The sequence below is a fragment of the Leptospira mtsangambouensis genome (genome assembly GCF_004770475.1).
Lineage (GTDB): Bacteria > Spirochaetota > Leptospiria > Leptospirales > Leptospiraceae > Leptospira_A > Leptospira_A mtsangambouensis.
In genome coordinates this window covers 1,142,182-1,157,120 of the sequence record NZ_RQHK01000017.1, presented here as the reverse complement: position 1 = coordinate 1,157,120, position 14,939 = coordinate 1,142,182, and the positions used below count along the sequence as shown (strand labels likewise).

Annotated in this window: 18 protein-coding genes; 10 read left to right on the top strand and 8 right to left on the bottom strand. The window is 39.4% G+C overall.

The window, feature by feature from the left end; translation table 11 throughout:
* The first annotated feature begins 14 nt into the window (after window positions 1-14).
* Window positions 15-377, top strand: coding sequence for an LIC13410 family lipoprotein (locus EHR01_RS17980; RefSeq protein WP_135696914.1), 363 nt, complete (start codon window positions 15-17; stop codon window positions 375-377).
* Window positions 378-379: 2 nt separating this feature from the next.
* Here EHR01_RS17980 and EHR01_RS17975 read toward each other — a convergent pair whose 3' ends face one another.
* Entirely contained in the window at window positions 380-1,144 is a 765-nt protein-coding gene (locus EHR01_RS17975) for an LIC13411 family adhesin (protein ID WP_135696912.1), read from the bottom strand.
* A gap of 63 nt (window positions 1,145-1,207) precedes the next feature.
* Here EHR01_RS17975 and EHR01_RS17970 point away from each other — a divergent pair, with 63 nt between their 5' ends.
* From EHR01_RS17970 to EHR01_RS17955, 4 genes are all read left to right on the top strand, one after another.
* Window positions 1,208-2,200: a helix-turn-helix transcriptional regulator gene (locus EHR01_RS17970; protein ID WP_135696910.1), complete on the top strand. Its 993-nt coding sequence runs from the start codon at window positions 1,208-1,210 to the stop codon at window positions 2,198-2,200.
* Complete coding sequence (locus EHR01_RS17965) at window positions 2,193-3,698, top strand: DUF2779 domain-containing protein (protein ID WP_135696908.1); 1,506 nt, start codon at window positions 2,193-2,195, stop codon at window positions 3,696-3,698. The genes EHR01_RS17970 and EHR01_RS17965 overlap by 8 nt, the downstream gene beginning before the upstream one ends.
* The gene (locus EHR01_RS17960) at window positions 3,698-4,744 is read left to right on the top strand and encodes an alpha/beta hydrolase (protein ID WP_135696905.1); all 1,047 of its coding nucleotides are present in this window, start codon (window positions 3,698-3,700) and stop codon (window positions 4,742-4,744) included. Before EHR01_RS17965 ends, EHR01_RS17960 begins: the two co-directional genes overlap by 1 nt.
* 69 nt (window positions 4,745-4,813) lie before the next feature.
* Window positions 4,814-5,623, top strand: a complete 810-nt coding sequence (locus tag EHR01_RS17955; protein WP_135696903.1) for an LIC13212 family protein — start codon at window positions 4,814-4,816, stop codon at window positions 5,621-5,623.
* Window positions 5,624-5,649: 26 nt separating this feature from the next.
* Here EHR01_RS17955 and EHR01_RS17950 read toward each other — a convergent pair whose 3' ends face one another.
* Together EHR01_RS17950 and EHR01_RS17945 are read right to left on the bottom strand one after the other, a co-directional pair.
* Window positions 5,650-5,877, bottom strand: a complete 228-nt coding sequence (locus EHR01_RS17950; RefSeq protein WP_002971906.1) for a hypothetical protein — start codon at window positions 5,875-5,877, stop codon at window positions 5,650-5,652.
* Window positions 5,874-7,229, bottom strand: a complete 1,356-nt coding sequence (locus EHR01_RS17945; RefSeq protein ID WP_167482959.1) for an MFS transporter — start codon at window positions 7,227-7,229, stop codon at window positions 5,874-5,876. Before EHR01_RS17945 ends, EHR01_RS17950 begins: the two co-directional genes overlap by 4 nt.
* Window positions 7,230-7,298: 69 nt before the next feature.
* Here EHR01_RS17945 and EHR01_RS17940 point away from each other — a divergent pair, with 69 nt between their 5' ends.
* From EHR01_RS17940 to lpxD, 4 genes are all read left to right on the top strand, one after another.
* Entirely contained in the window at window positions 7,299-7,538 is a 240-nt protein-coding gene (locus EHR01_RS17940) for a (2Fe-2S)-binding protein (protein WP_341866998.1), read from the top strand.
* A complete protein-coding gene (locus EHR01_RS17935) occupies window positions 7,535-8,176 on the top strand; it encodes a RibD family protein (protein ID WP_135696899.1) in 642 nt (213 codons plus the stop codon). The genes EHR01_RS17940 and EHR01_RS17935 overlap by 4 nt, the downstream gene beginning before the upstream one ends.
* 79 nt (window positions 8,177-8,255) lie before the next feature.
* The gene (locus EHR01_RS17930; RefSeq protein WP_135696897.1) at window positions 8,256-8,690 is read left to right on the top strand and encodes a DoxX family protein; all 435 of its coding nucleotides are present in this window, start codon (window positions 8,256-8,258) and stop codon (window positions 8,688-8,690) included.
* A gap of 91 nt (window positions 8,691-8,781) precedes the next feature.
* Window positions 8,782-9,840: a UDP-3-O-(3-hydroxymyristoyl)glucosamine N-acyltransferase gene (lpxD, locus tag EHR01_RS17925; protein WP_135696896.1), complete on the top strand. Its 1,059-nt coding sequence runs from the start codon at window positions 8,782-8,784 to the stop codon at window positions 9,838-9,840.
* A 68-nt stretch (window positions 9,841-9,908) separates the two neighbouring features.
* Here the strand turns inward: lpxD and EHR01_RS17920 are convergent, their stop codons facing one another.
* Together EHR01_RS17920 and mazG are read right to left on the bottom strand one after the other, a co-directional pair.
* The gene (locus tag EHR01_RS17920) at window positions 9,909-10,298 is read right to left on the bottom strand and encodes an LIC_13241 domain-containing protein (RefSeq protein WP_135696894.1); all 390 of its coding nucleotides are present in this window, start codon (window positions 10,296-10,298) and stop codon (window positions 9,909-9,911) included.
* Window positions 10,299-10,353: 55 nt separating this feature from the next.
* A complete protein-coding gene (gene mazG / locus EHR01_RS17915; RefSeq protein WP_135696891.1) occupies window positions 10,354-11,217 on the bottom strand; it encodes a nucleoside triphosphate pyrophosphohydrolase in 864 nt (287 codons plus the stop codon).
* A gap of 83 nt (window positions 11,218-11,300) precedes the next feature.
* Between mazG and EHR01_RS17910 the strand changes: the two genes are divergently transcribed.
* Window positions 11,301-11,813 (top strand): DUF6580 family putative transport protein, encoded by a 513-nt coding sequence (locus EHR01_RS17910; RefSeq protein WP_135696889.1) that lies wholly within the window; start codon window positions 11,301-11,303, stop codon window positions 11,811-11,813.
* A 15-nt stretch (window positions 11,814-11,828) separates the two neighbouring features.
* Here EHR01_RS17910 and EHR01_RS17905 read toward each other — a convergent pair whose 3' ends face one another.
* The 3 genes from EHR01_RS17905 to EHR01_RS17895 are packed head-to-tail and all read right to left on the bottom strand — an operon-like array spanning window position 11,829 to window position 14,933.
* Entirely contained in the window at window positions 11,829-12,779 is a 951-nt protein-coding gene (locus EHR01_RS17905) for an alpha-L-glutamate ligase-like protein (RefSeq protein WP_135696886.1), read from the bottom strand.
* A complete protein-coding gene (locus EHR01_RS17900; RefSeq protein ID WP_135696884.1) occupies window positions 12,776-14,362 on the bottom strand; it encodes a 7TM domain-containing protein in 1,587 nt (528 codons plus the stop codon). The genes EHR01_RS17905 and EHR01_RS17900 overlap by 4 nt, the downstream gene beginning before the upstream one ends.
* 1 nt (window position 14,363) lies before the next feature.
* Complete coding sequence (locus EHR01_RS17895) at window positions 14,364-14,933, bottom strand: ATP-dependent zinc protease family protein (protein WP_244310179.1); 570 nt, start codon at window positions 14,931-14,933, stop codon at window positions 14,364-14,366.
* Window positions 14,934-14,939: the final 6 nt, after the last annotated feature.

Here is a 14,939-nt window from a genome sequence, read left to right as displayed (position 1 = left end):
TAAGGTAAGGGTTTATGATCAAAAAACTTTTGATACTCAGCACACTCGCGTCTGTTTTGTTTTTAGTGTCCTGTTCATCGGGAAACAAAGTACAAGCAGGAAGCACTAAAGTTCATCCACACACAGCACTTCGCAAATTAGAAATTGATATGATCAAAGTGGGGGATGGTCTCGTAAAAACAGAAGCTGTCCTTGGCAAATCTACCGAAAAATCATCTGATCCTAGCGGAACAGTGATGGTATGGTATTTTGCAGAAGACCGTGATGTCCCAGAACAGTATTACACTTTAAAAGAAAAACCAGATACAGTAGAAAAGTTTTTGAAGCTCACATTTGATGCTAAGAACAAAATTACTGCAAAAGATTTTAAACTATAAAATCATTCTACCGATTCGGAATCAGTTTCTGCTTCGGTTGGAGCGGGGAAAGGAAAACCAGGGAAACTTGGTTTAACTTTTCCTTCCACATCATCATCTAACAAATCAACGGTGGTAAATCCCAATAAAAAATCAAAAGCCTCCGCTACATTAAATCCAAGTCTAGCCCCACCGTAAACACCAGCAGTGACCTCGACATTCCATGAATATCCGGGAGGATATCCAAATGGTTTTAAATCTTCTTCAGGTAAGTAGACTAAAAATTCCTTTTGGCCCGTGGATGCCACAATGTCTTTTGTTAACTCACGACGGAAATGTTCCTTTTTTCTTCTCTTACGATCTTTGACAGGATCATAAATATAAGAGTAATAACGCATTTTATAACTTTTTACATTGGCACGTTCATCGCTCGTGAGAGGGATTCCTTTTTTATCCACAAGCCAATTCCCTTTGGCATCCAAAAGAGGTAATCCAGAATGAAAACTTTCACCACCTAATATACCAAAGACGAGCTGTTGAGAATGGTAAGTGCCAAATTGCCCGCCCCGAAGCCCTAATCCACGACCCAAATCTTTTTTCCCCATCTCAGATTCTCCACCTTGGAAAACAAATCCAATGGGCAAAGGTCCTACTTTCAATGCAGCTCCATACATGGGAGTTTCCGCGCCAACGGTTACAATGTCTTGGAAATCATTTTTACGATTTTTCCAATATGTGGCACATTGTAGAAAAAAAGAGAGGCTAATGAGGAGTCCTATAGTTCGCATTCTTTTCCAGTTTTTTTCATTTTCTACTTTTCGGAATCAAAAAAACAAACAATTTGGGAAGATATGACTTCTTTTGAAGACTTTCCAATGATCGAAGTGAAAAAAATGAATGAGACGGAAGTTCGTCTCTTCGCTTTGCTTTTCAATCTACTCCGTGAACCCAAAGGAATCAGTTTCCAAAAATTTCGTAATATTATGCCTCGGTTCTACAAAAATGAGGACATTGAATCAGACCGTAAAAAACTTTACAGAGATTTAAACCAACTAAAGACCCTTGGATTCAATATCAAAGTGGCTCAGTTTGGTTACCAATCAGAAGACTATTTTCCTTATTATTTAGAAAAAGAATCCATTGACCGCACACTAAAGTTCACCAAAGAAGAGTTAGAATATCTTTCTAGGGTTTTGTTTGCAACAGAACCTAGTCAAGAAGGGATTAGCCTTTCTCAAAAGTTATTTTCCCATCATTTGGATCTCATTCCTAAATTTGCAAAACAGCCAAAAGAAAATATAGAAACAGAAGTTACGCCAGACTCATCACATACAGAAAAAATCTTACAAGCAATCAAAGACAAAAGAGCGCTCACCATCCAATACGGTTTTGAGGAAAAAGAAAGAACCATAGAACCTTACAGGCTCGTTCGAAAAAATACAACCGACTTCTACTTACTTGCTTATGATCGTGGAAAAAAATCCTTACGAAGATTCATTCTTCCCAAAATCACAGTCAAAAAAGAATCCAAAGAAGAATTCCATTCCAATCTTAAAATCACAAAAGAAGATTTAAATTTTCATCCTTTGTTACTTTCCAAACATCCAGAAATTGAAATCCCCATACAAATCCATCCTGAATATGAAGATCGTTGGAAGTTGTTTTTAGAAGGGGCAAATTTTGAAAAAGTAGAAAACGAATACCGAGTCAAAACCACAAATCAAAATGCTTTGTTCCAATTTTTTGTCCTTTCTCCAGAAGCTCTTGTTGTTACTTCAGAAGATTGGAAAAAAACCTTCCAATCTTACACAAAACATTGGGAAGATTTGTATCAGTTTGTTTGATCAAAAGTCGAACTCCATCACCAAATCTCAGTATTTACAATACTTAAGATGCAACAATGCTTTCCATTTGGTAAAAGATGGAATTGTTCCAAAACCTTCCTCGGCATCTTACGGCGGTTATTTGGAATGGAACGATTTTTTAAAACTTTGTAGAGACCAGTTTAGCAATGTAACTTCTATCGATAAAACACTAGAGAAAGAAGAAAGTTTCCAAAAAACTGAAAAACTAATTTTGGAAAAAAAATCAATTTTCCATGCCCATCTTCGATTTAAGGAATTTGTATCCACCGTTGAATATTTAGAATACGACAACGAACGAGAGGGATGGATCCTTTGGGATTTCCGACCCATCGGTTCGATCAAACAAGACGTTATGCGGTCTTTGTATTTCCACAGACAAGTGGCCGAAGGAATGTCTTTAAACATTTTGGGATACAAACTGATTCGCATCCAAACCAAATACATGTATCCAGGTGGTCCAATCCAACCGGAAGACTACTTACTCATAGAAGACATAACTCCAAGGATGGAATCAGAACTTGGAACGAGGGCTGACGAATGGAACCAGTTTCAAGAAGAATTGGAGCGAACCAAAGGACAAACTGTACCGTATTCGTTTTTAGATTCCAAACCCAGTTGTCGATCACTCAAAACTTGTTTGTCTCCCGCCCATTGTGCAAAAGGAAAAGAAAACGCCAAAGAAATCTTTGATTTTCGCGATAGTTCCGAATTAGCAAAACAATGGTTTGCTTTAGGGTACGAATCGTACGAATCCGTTCCCGATTCGGAACTTACTCACATCCAAAAAATACAAAAACAAGCCCATATCACGGGAAATACTTACTTTGATCGGAAATCATTCGAAACCTATTTATCTAATGTGACAGAATCTGTTGCTTTTTTAGATTTTGAATCAATCAACCCTTATCTCCCTCTGTATCCACAAACGAGACCCTTTCAACACGTGCCTTATCTCTATTCTTTGCATATTTGGGATAGAGAAAACGATACATTAATCCATAAAACCTATCTACACGAAGATTTAGAAACAGATCCCCGCGTTCCTGTAATGGCCCAATTGCAAAAAGACTTACCTCCAGGGATCACCGTCTTTTCGTTTAACGATTTCTTTGAAAAACTCATCATTCAGGAGGCTGCAGAAGCCTATCCTGAGTTTTTAGAATTCTGGGATAGAGTCAAATCGATGTTTATCGACCTTGCGATGCCCTTTAAAAAACTCTGGATCTACCATCCGGGTCAAAATGGGAAAGCATCCTTAAAGGAAATACTGCCTTGTTTTAGTTCAGAAAGTCACGGAGGCCTTTCCATTCGAGAGGGGCAAGATGCGAATTACCAATATTTAAGATTGATAAAAAAGCAGGTGACAGCCGAAGAAAAAAAACGTGTTCTGGAGGATTTGATAGCTTATTGCAAACTTGATAGTTATGGTTTGTTTTTAATCTATAGAATGTTACAAGAAAGATTATCGGTTATTTAATGTTAGGTATCAAAAAATCAGTCGCACAACTTGTCTTTTCGTTACCAGAACATTGGATATCTGCTTTGGCGCGTAAAAATAACCAACCGGAAACAAGCCAGTTAGACCCGCGTTGCGCATTGGCATGTAACATTGCGAAGTTCCTACCGAAAATGGAACAAATGAGTCCAGAAAAAGCACGTAGGCACTACCGCGATCAAATGCGAATCTTCGATGAGCAGGAATTTCCCATTGCTCATATCGAAGACAAACTCATTCCCACTCCTAGTGCCTCATTCATTCCCATCCGAGTCTACAACGCCAACCCACAAAAAAGAAATCTTCCCACCATACTCTTCTTTCACGGTGGCGGACTCACCATCGGCAATTTAGAAACACATGATAATTTTTGCCGAAGAATGTCTCATTACACAAAAAGTATTGTGATTGCTGTAGATTATCGTTTGGCACCGGAACACCCATACCCTGCAGCTCATGATGATGTTTGGCTTGCCTACCAATATGTTCGCAATACTGCTTATCTGTTTGGAGGATCACCAAACGCCATTGCTGTTTGTGGAGATAGCGCAGGAGCACTCCTTGCCACTTCTCTTTGCCTCCGTGCCAAGAAAGACAAAATCCCTGTTCCTGTTTTCCAAGCCCTGTTGTACCCAATGCTTGATACAACAAAAGAATCGGAAACCTATGAGCTCTTCGGGGAAGGTTATGTCCTCACAAGGTCTCTCATGAGATGGTTCATTCAAAACTACCTTCCCAATCCAAAAGATCGACTTTTACACAATAATTCCCCGGTTTTGGCCGACCCAAAAGAATTAAAGGGCCTTCCTCCCACTTATGTCGGAGTTGCGGGTTACGACCCTCTCCGGGAGGAAGGCGAAACCTATGCCAGACACCTGCAAACCGCAGGAGTCAAGGTAGAGGAAAGACTTTTCCCTTCTCTGGTCCATGGATACATCCAATTGACAGGGCTCATTCCCAAAGCCAAGGAAGCCGAACAGGACCTCTTCCAGTCCCTAGTGCGATTTTTTTCTGCAAGAAAAATCTGAGCCAGTCCATTCAAGAATCGACAAGGCAGGATTCGATACTATAAAAGACAGAATTCCCTGAGGTACGTCATGATTCTACGATTCTCCATCGCTCTCGCTTTCTTACTTGGGATTTCGGCCCTTTCTGCTGAAAAACCGGCTTCTGCTACCTTGAAGGAACGTGAGACCCAAAAACAAATCGATCTCCAAAGAAAAAACGGGTTTGGTGATAACGAAATCGACACCCTTCACTCAGATATCATTGGAAATTTGCGTAAAATCAAAAAACTCCAAGAGTTAGGTGTGGATAAAACAGCAGCTCAGTATTTGGCGCAAACACCTGAAGAACACAAAGAACTTTATAAAAAAGACAAAGATGGGAAACCTTATTTGGAAATCAAACTTCCGCAAGGACAGTCTTACATTGATTATCCGACAGTTTTTTTATATGATGGACTTGCTTATATCTACCCGAAAGAAGATTTCAGTGATTTGGACAAAATCATTTTAACATTCCGCCGGGTAAATGCTGATGGAACCATCCACGTAAAAGAAATGAGACGTCTTGTAAACCCGTCCCCAAGATCAGAAAGTCCAGAAAAAGATGAAAAAGGGGAAGCGAAGTTAGATACAAACTCTGACATTCGTTTGGAATACTACAGATCTCTTACATCCGATACCATTTGGCCAAATGATCCGGTACAACCAGCAGAACCAGACATTGCAATGGTTTTGAATGATGAAAAAGATCCACTCCCTTACGACAAACAAAAACATATCATGAGATCTTACAAAAAGATGTTACGAAAAATTGCAAAACAAACTGCATTCAAACTACGTAATATTGAGTTAGATCAAAAACAAATGATTACTAAAATTTTGGATTACAATACGAACTAAAAAATCATAAAACAACAAACCAAAGTTCAGGTTTGTTGTTTTTCTCTTCGACTGATGAGGAGCTGCGAAATCGTTTGCTCTTCTGTCACATACTTCCTCTTTAAATACGACAGGGCATTGTTAATAAAACGAGGCACCTTTTTTTCAGCATCCAGTAGATCCATCTTTGTTAACATTAGTTCATCGATGGTGGCCAAAGCCAAATTTCTTTGGCTCTGGTGTAATTCAAAATCGTCCTCGTCTTCTACAATCATGTTTTTTCTTGGAACGCTTGAGCCGCTTCAACTCCCCTTTCTTCATTCACAAACAAGTTAATGACAAGCGATAGAAAATAAAAGAAAGCAACCACAAGGAATGCATTTCGAAGTGTTACTAGTGTTTGGATGTATCCAAAAAGAAAAAGCCCTGCTGCTGCTGCAATTTTTCCAGAGAGTCCCCACATTCCAAAAAATTCCCCCGATTTGGATTCTGGACTAAAGATCCCAACGAGGGCTCTGGATGCTGATTGGGTAGAACCAAGTCCCATTCCAGCAAGAGAAGAGATAAAAACAAAAACCCACTGAACAGTCCAAGTTTTACCAAGACTGGCATTGGCAAAGTTTGTTAGATCATGTACAAAATATATTAAAGCACAGGTCACGAGCCAGAGAACAAGAGTTAGATTGAATGTTTTTTTAGCACCAATACTATCTTGGATCACACCAAAGGCAAGTGCTCCCACAGCCGCAAAAATTTGGATAAAAATAAACATAGCTTGTTTGTGTTCGGCTTCGATATGAATTTCTTGTGATCCGTAAATAAAGGCAAAAGAAATGACAATCGCAAGAGCTGCCATCGTAAAGAACAAGGAAACCAAATACACCATTAAATCTTTGAAGTGGCTTGCATCCTTTAAGGTTTGGACCACACGATCTTTTCCGATCTTAAAGTAATTTACATGATGCGAAACACCAAGTGGTAAATGAGGTTCTTTCAAAAATAAGAAAGTAGGAATTGCAGCAATTAAAAAGAAAATTGCAGTGTAAGGACCAACTAACTTTAAATTTTGAAAATTGTCTAAGGTATAATCGCCAAGAGTGGTCGCAAGAGCAACAGACCCAATCCCACCAAAATATCCAATCCCCCAAGCATATCCTGAGATTTTACCCAAATCTTCTTTGGATCCAAGGAAGGGTAAAAAGCTAGAGGCAAAGTTTTCTCCAGAAGCAAAGAAAAAGTTAGAAAAAGCAACAAGCACCATTCCAAGCCATACCATCCCTGGTTCCACATAGTAGAGTGCAAAGGTCGCAACGACACAACCGATATAACTTAGGAAAAGAAATAGTTTTTTCTTAGAACTGTAGTCCGTGATAGCACCAAAGATGGGTCCAGTGGCGACCACAAATAAATACGAGGCAGCGAGCGCCCAAGCCCAAAGGGAATTTCCCATTCGGTACGGATTGTCCGATCCCATGTCGGCAGGGACAACAAGTCTGGTAAAAATCTCACAATAAACAACGCTGATGATAACTGTGGTGTAAGATGAGTTCGCAAAATCGAACATACACCATCCGAATATTTCACGGTTTTTTTTCTTTTTGGCTTCCGGGTTTCTGTCTTGGGACATAGAGGGTGTTAGAATTTTCCTTGGTTGAAAGTAATTAAAGAGTTTCCCTCCCTTTCGTAAATCTGTCAAATGATTAGTTCAGGTATGGAACCTTTCGATTTAAATTCCCTCATGAGACCCAAACGGGTCTGTTTATGTCGAATGGTGACGGAAGATGATTTAGTCCGTGCCATCCATGCGGGCGCCGTGACAATGGAACAAATCAGAGAAACCACAAGGGCCTCTACCGGCTGCGGAACCTGCTCCATGCAGGTGTACCACATCCTCCAGCGCGAATTGCAGAATCTCTCACGGAGGAAAATTTCATGAAATTATCGATCAATATGGCCATGACCTTGGACGGGAAAGTCGTTCGACCGGATGGCCGGTGGTATGGTCTTACATCCAGTGAGGACAAAACGCAAATGGATGTCTACCGCTCCCAGTCCGATGCAATCCTTGTAGGAAAAAACTCTATATTAAACGACAACCCCATTGTTAAAATCCGTGCGGTTCCCAACGCATTGAATCCAAGACCAGTCATTTTGGTCCGCAAAGGGACTCTCCCTCCTGACAAACATGTCTTTGAAGAATCCGACCATATCCCCTTAATCATTTGTACCAAATCCAACCTAAAAGAAATCAAAACAAGCCTTGAGAACAAAGCGGAAATCTTCGCTCTGGATTCTGATGACATTGATCCGAAAAAAGTCACAGGAATCCTAAAACGCAAAGGGTATAAAAATGTCCTCTTAGAAGGTGGGCCCAAACTGAACTTTTCCTTTTTGGAAGCGGACCTGGTGGATCGGATTTATCTGACCATTGTGCCCTTTGTGATCGGTAAAACTGGCCTCCCTGGAATTGCTGACCGCAATTCAGAACTCCCCGGGTTCGATCAGAACCGTTGGACCCTAAAGGACCATTTTGCCAAAGGAAACGAAATCTTTCTCGTTTACGAAAAACCTTAAAATTTTTTAAAAATAGTATTGACGGGTTTGGTCATCATTAAGTAGTTTGATATTAAACTATTTAGCGATAAGAGGTTCTATGTTTTATAAATTACTCGCAACAAACAAAGACATCACACTCACCATCCTCCGTGTCACACTCGGTCTGGTGATCCTTCCCCACGGAGCTCAAAAAGTTCTAGGTGCATTCGGCGGATACGGATTCGAAGGAACAATGGGTTTCTTTACAGGAACACTGGGCATTCCGTACTTCTTTGCTCTTCTTGCCATTGTCGCTGAGTTTTTTGGTGCCATTGGTCTTATCGTAGGACTTTTCACAAGAGTAGCAGCGTTTGGAATTTTCGCTACTATGCTTGTAGCAGCAGTGCTTGTACATTTACCAAACGGATTCTTTGCTGATAAAGGTGGATACGAATACCAACTTTTAACTTTTGGTTTGGCAATCCCTCTGATCATTAAAGGCGCTGGTTCGTTTTCTTTGGATGATATCATCGCTCATAAAATCGAAGGATAATAGAAAAATCGTGACTAAGACTATCTAATAGTGTTAGCCAAACTTTGACCTCTCTGATTCCTTGTCTTAAACCAACGATAAGGAATCGGAGATGAACCAACTCAATCTATCTGCTCTCCAGTCATTACTTCCAGAAGCAAAGTTTCAAAATACAGAAAGTATTCTTTCTCTTTCTTTTACAGGACTCGCTTCTCTTTCATTAGCTAGTACAAACGATATTTCTTTTGTAGCTTCCAAAACATTTGTCAATGATGCCAAAACTTCCAAAGCTCCCGTACTCATTGTATCTTCTGATATCGTTGATTCCCTTCCAGACAAAGCATTGATCATAGTTCCTAAAGTGGAACTCGCAACTGCAAAAATCATTCGCCACTTCTTTCCTGAAAAACAACCATCAGGAAAACACAGTGCACAAGTTGCCATCGATCCTACAGCAAAAATTGGATCCAATACTGATATTGGACATTTTGTATCCATAGGTAAAAACTCTATCATTGGAAATGATTGTATCATTGAAGATGGAGTCAAAATTGGGGACAACGTCCATATTGGTGATGGCGCAAGGATTGGGAAAAACTGCGTATTCTTTGATGATACCATCATCGGAAAACGTTTCATCGTATTTGGAAATTCCAGTTTTGGTGGCGATGGTTTTGGATTTGTTTTTGCTGATGGCAAACACAACAAAATCCCACAAGTGGGTCGTGTTGTGATTGGTGACGATGTGGAAGTAGGAAGTAACTGCACCATCGATCGTGGAGCTCTGACAGATACAACCATTGGCAACGGATGTAAATTTGATAATATGGTTCATATAGCGCACAACTGTAAAGTGGGAGATCATGTCATCATTGCGGGCCAGTCCGGTCTTGCAGGTAGTGTGACACTTGGAAACCATGTGATCATCGGTGGAGCTTGTGCCATTAGTGACCATTTAACACTTGTTGATGGAACCATCATTGCTGGTGGATCAAGCCTTCGCACATCCCCTAAAACAAAAGATGTTTATGTGGGTTGGGACTTGGGCCTTACCTTCCCTGAATTTCAAAAGTATCGTGTGAATATCAAAAACATTGTGAACCTAAACAAATGGTTAAAACGCATTGAAAACATTGAAAAGAAAGTAGGAATCGAAGCTAAGGAATCTTAATTAAATTCCTAAGGAAAGATTTTCGAAATACAGATGTTCATCAATCTTTCAGATTTTTATTTTTATATTTAGGAAACCGAATCAATATACAATTGAACTCGGTTTTGGATCTCCACAAGAATGGATGGATCTGGGAAAGGAATCGGATTTCCTTCTGGATCTGTCCATTGTAACTTCCCTTCCTCCCCTTTTCGTAAACTCAAATAAAAGATAGGTGCCGGATTCCTTCGATTCCCTTCCAATCCACCTAACCTTAATGTTACGGAACCCATATCTGAAATTACCCATTCAAAGATCTGTCCCATCTGTTCTGTCTTCCAACGAATGGGAAATTCGATAGGTTCTTGGGTATGTGGTTTCGGAATTTCTATATTTGGATACTTTGCCAACAACCAACGAAAAACACGAAGGGATTCTTCTCTTAAATAAGGCAAATCATTGAGTTCAATGGCATTCATAGTTTGATAACACTGTTTTTAATTTTGATACGAAAGAATACTCGCCAAACAACCATCATTTGAATTCTTTTTTTGCTTCTTCTTCTTTTAATTGCAACTTTGCTTTGTCCCAAAACTGATCTAGTTCTGCAAGGGAATGATCTTTTAAAGTTTTTCCGGTTTTTTCCACAAATTCTTCCACCATACGAAAACGAGTTTCAAATTTTTCATTCGCACGGCGAAGACAGGTTTCGGGATCAACGGACAGTTTACGAGATAAATTGACGAGTAAAAAGAAAAGATCACCTAACTCGTCTTCGATGCGTTCGTCATAAGGTAATTTTTTCGTATTTAAAGATCCTTGGGATTTTAGTTCTGTATCCAATTCTCCTATTTCTTCTTGGAACTTTTCAAACACTCCCGAAACAGTAGGCCAGTCAAATCCCTGTTTCGTGACCTTACTTTGAATTTTTTCTGATCTCTGGATGGCAGGGAGAGCTTTTGGAATCCCCGCTAGAATACTTTTATCCGAACCGGTGTTTCCCTTTTTCTCTTTTTCTTTTTGTTTTAACTGATCCCACTGCGAGAGCACCTGTTCCCCAGAATTAATTCCTTCTTTGTTCCCATAAACATGGGGATGGCGAAACACTAATTTTTGAAATACATCATTGGCTACGTCTTGGAACTCGAAGGCTCCTCTTTCCTTGGCCAATTGGCTATGAAAGGTAATCTGAAAAAGTAGATCACCCAATTCTTCTTTTAGGTGGTTGTCGTCTCCCCTTTCAATTGTATCAACGACTTCGTAGGTTTCTTCCAGTAAATGGGGAACAACGGAAAGATGGGTCTGCTCTTTGTCCCAAGGACAACCTTCGGGACTGCGTAAATCCGCCGTCAGAGCAAGTAGGTTTTCCAAGGGTGAATCAAAATTAGGAGGGTTCACTGATTGTATTTTTCCCGAACCTTGCGGGAAGCAAACGGAAATTTTATCTTGCGAAAGCCCCCCCCCTTTACGAGTCTATCCCTATGTTCCAATCTCGTGTCTCCGTTGCCATCCTTATGGTGATCGCTACTGTCATCAGCCGTATCCTACCTCACCCACCGAATTTTACGCCCATTTTGGCCGTTTCTTTGTTTTCGGGTGCCTATTTGACAGACAGACGACTTGCTCTTTTTGTTCCTATCTTAGCGATGTTCGTATCCGATTATTTCATCGGGTTTCATGACTTAATGCCTGTGGTTTACGGATTTATGATCCTTGCCGTTCTCTTTGGAAAACAAATTGGAACTTCCCTTACAAAATCCTTTGGATTCACAGTGGTTGGATCGGTTGTTTTCTTTATTCTGACGAACCTAGCAGTTTGGGCCACCAGCGGAATGTATATTCTTGATGCTTCTGGACTTGCGACTTGTTTTACACTTGCCGTTCCTTTTTTCCAAAACTCAATCGCAGGTGATTTAGTATATTCTGGAATCCTTTTTGGATCGATGGCTTTCCTCAATCGCACTGTATTTGTTACGGCAAAACAAAACGCATAAAAACCAATTTCTCTTTTACAATTCTTGTAACATTCGGTGGACTCGGGTCTTAGGTCCATCCGCCGAATTCTTAATTTTCTCCACTAACTGCAAACGATCTCTTAGTCCCATCCGGTTCGCAATCTGAATTCCAAGCCCAGGCCTTGCATTCATTTCCAAAAGAAGTGGGCCACGTAATTCATCGAGTACGATATCTACACCCAAATATCCGAGACCGGACATATCGTAACAACGAGAGGCCATTTCTAAAATGGTTTCCCAATGAGGGATCACTCTTCCACTTAATGTTTGTTTTGTGTCAGGATGTAAATGAATGATTTTATCATTACAAACGGCATGGGTGAGTGTTCCTGTAGTTAAGTCTACGCCCACACCGAGAGCACCTTGGTGAAGATTGGCCCTTCCCCCTGATTCTTTTGTTGGCAAACGTAACATAGCCATCACAGGGTATCCTAAAAATACAATCACACGAATGTCTGGAATTCCACGAAAGGAAATCTCACGAAAGAAAGAATGGCATTCCAACCTCTCTTGTAATACACAAGAATCCGAGTTTCCATCCAAGGAATAAAGTCCAGATAAAATCCCAGAAATATGGTGGTGAAGTTCTTTTTCTGAGATATTTTTTCCATCTACTTTCTGATAAAGAATAGAACCACTAGAGGTTTCCGATTCACCAGTAATTACAAGGATTCCATTCCCCATACCACCGTTAGCTGGTTTGACAACGAATCCAGGCCTTTTTTGGACGAGTTCCCGAGTGCCTCGGATTCCACCAAAAGCATCCACCACTCCGTAATGGTGAGGCATAGGAACATGGAACTGCCTAGCAAGTTCCGCAGTTTTCCATTTATCATCCACTAACGGATAATATTCTCTTGGATTGTAAGGCAAAATGTATTCGCCAATCCTTCGATTGATTCCAAGAATTCCCTCTTCTTCAAACTTCTTGAAAAGAGAGATCATGATTTAAAAATTTCCTTAAATCGAAAAAGTTCTGAAACTCGATACCCTTTGTATTGGCCAAGAAGGATTTGAATGGCAATGACTATGAACAACAATTCGGGATGAGTAAAAAAGAGAATTTGTAAAGAACCAAAAAAGAAAATCATATAACTAATGAGAGCGATGAGTAACGTTCCTGCAAGTGTCACAAATGTATGCAAAACGCCTTCTTCTATGATCATAATCGAAAATCTCTCTACAAAAATCGTAGTAATGACAATTGGAAACAAAGTAACACTCATTTGGTTAAAAAAAGAAATTTCTTCATTCAAAACGGAAAATAATATTAAGGTAATTACGGTGATTGTGAGTAGAATCGAAAGCCTTGGAACTGCTAGTAGATAGTATTTGTCCAAAGCATACCTTTCAAAAAACCCAAGCCCAATGATCAAAAGGAAAAAACAAATCCCGAACAGAAGATTGGTTTCATAAAAAAACATCGCAAGTAAGATCGGAGTAAAAATTCCAAAAGTAGGAATTCCTATCATATTCCTGGCCACCGATAAAACCAAGGCACCAATGGGAATCAAAATCACCAACCGGAACAAATTCTGTAGCGGCGTTGGCAAACTATACAAAGAATAATAACGCAAAAAACGATTACTAGTAGCTATTTCATCACTATACTCTTTAAAATTATACCGATTGACATTTGATTTTGTGATATAAGTCGTATAACGAAAGGTAGCTGGTTCTTCCCCAAGAGATCTTCTCTCTTCGACGGATTTCCAAAGTGGCAGATACCCGTTGACAGCACTGGCAAAAATATTTTTGTAAGTGGACACAAAATACCACTTACCATGAATTCTAATTTCGTTCCAAAAACTAAGTTTTGTTTTATTATCTTTTGTATTCTGTTTGGACAAATCAAAACCAGCCACTGTCCTGGCCTGGATTCCCCGTATCCTACAAAGTAGGGAAAAAAGAATCGCCTGCGTATAAGCACTTCCATTGTGCAAACGAATTGTATCCGAAAGAGAAATTTCTTTGGTTGTATTCAAAACTTCTTCGGAAATAAAATAAAAAATTTGTTTGGCAGCTGCTACATTGTCTTTGTCGTAAGGATGAATCTGTTCAAAGAGTTTTTTAGCTAACTGAATTTCTTCTGGAGAAAAATTCTTTAGAGAAAGATAATATGGTTCCTTTGCACTTTGTTTTCCCGTTGTTTGAGGAATATCATGCTCTGGATGAGAATGTGTGTAAGGTAAAATTTTTATTTTTGCATAATAACCAATTGGAGAATTCCAATCTTCTCCTTCCCAAATTCCCAAATGTCCATACTGTCTTTTTTGCATCCTAAAATCTAAATCCTCTATCTTCATATTGGATTTTAAAACTTTAGATTGAATGAATTGTTTTGGGACAGGAAAGTTCACTTCCGAAACGGCAACATTTTCTTTTGGAAGGATCACTACTTGTAAGTTGACAGTATCATCAACTTCCATTGGTAAAAGCGAAAGATCCGCAACCTTTAGTTTATAAAGAATCGATACAATAGGTAAAATAATCAGTATCGATACTGTAATTAAAGTTTTGCGATCCAAACTAATCCCCTAATGCGTGCGACAAAGATACATCGACTAAAAACTTACCCATTAAATAATTTCGGCCAATGAGAATGGGATAATTCAAATTCGTTCGATCATTCAAATTGATGATGACTTCTTCTTTGATTTTACCCATCTTCATCACCTCACGAATCATAATTCGTTTTTCAGAAACACCAGAAGTACTAGAAACTTTTGCTTCTTTTACAAATCGACTTTTCAACTTAACTGGTTTTTCATCCACAAAGGTTTCAAAAACAACAAATTCTTCCCCATTTTCCGTAAGTCTTTCAATATTGACTGCGTGGATGGAACAGGATTTAGCACCTGTATCGATTCTTGCCCGAAGTTTAAGTTTCCAATTGGGAAATTCAACCCACTCCACTCGACCAATGATGGGTTTTAAATATTGAGGTGGAATGACAATGGGTTTGATATGAGAATCTGGTTTTTTCTCAATGATTTGTTTCGATCCAAAACAATTGAGAAGAAGTGACATTGACCCAAGTAAAAGAATAAATAAAAAACGAGAATGATTGGAATCAATGGATCTGAATTGAAATTTCATAAAATG

Coding starts and splice junctions, on each gene's coding strand:
- EHR01_RS17905 (WP_135696886.1), bottom strand. CDS start 12,779: ATGATCTCTCTTTTCAAGAAGTTTGAAGAAGAGGGAATTCTTGGAATC.
- EHR01_RS17930 (WP_135696897.1), top strand. CDS start 8,256: ATGTTTTATAAATTACTCGCAACAAACAAAGACATCACACTCACCATC.
- EHR01_RS17940 (WP_341866998.1), top strand. CDS start 7,299: ATGATTAGTTCAGGTATGGAACCTTTCGATTTAAATTCCCTCATGAGA.
- EHR01_RS17970 (WP_135696910.1), top strand. CDS start 1,208: ATGACTTCTTTTGAAGACTTTCCAATGATCGAAGTGAAAAAAATGAAT.
- EHR01_RS17935 (WP_135696899.1), top strand. CDS start 7,535: ATGAAATTATCGATCAATATGGCCATGACCTTGGACGGGAAAGTCGTT.
- EHR01_RS17950 (WP_002971906.1), bottom strand. CDS start 5,877: ATGATTGTAGAAGACGAGGACGATTTTGAATTACACCAGAGCCAAAGA.
- lpxD (WP_135696896.1), top strand. CDS start 8,782: ATGAACCAACTCAATCTATCTGCTCTCCAGTCATTACTTCCAGAAGCA.
- EHR01_RS17980 (WP_135696914.1), top strand. CDS start 15: ATGATCAAAAAACTTTTGATACTCAGCACACTCGCGTCTGTTTTGTTT.
- EHR01_RS17910 (WP_135696889.1), top strand. CDS start 11,301: ATGTTCCAATCTCGTGTCTCCGTTGCCATCCTTATGGTGATCGCTACT.
- EHR01_RS17895 (WP_244310179.1), bottom strand. CDS start 14,933: ATGAAATTTCAATTCAGATCCATTGATTCCAATCATTCTCGTTTTTTA.
- EHR01_RS17945 (WP_167482959.1), bottom strand. CDS start 7,229: ATGTCCCAAGACAGAAACCCGGAAGCCAAAAAGAAAAAAAACCGTGAA.
- EHR01_RS17975 (WP_135696912.1), bottom strand. CDS start 1,144: ATGCGAACTATAGGACTCCTCATTAGCCTCTCTTTTTTTCTACAATGT.
- EHR01_RS17960 (WP_135696905.1), top strand. CDS start 3,698: ATGTTAGGTATCAAAAAATCAGTCGCACAACTTGTCTTTTCGTTACCA.
- EHR01_RS17920 (WP_135696894.1), bottom strand. CDS start 10,298: ATGAATGCCATTGAACTCAATGATTTGCCTTATTTAAGAGAAGAATCC.
- EHR01_RS17955 (WP_135696903.1), top strand. CDS start 4,814: ATGATTCTACGATTCTCCATCGCTCTCGCTTTCTTACTTGGGATTTCG.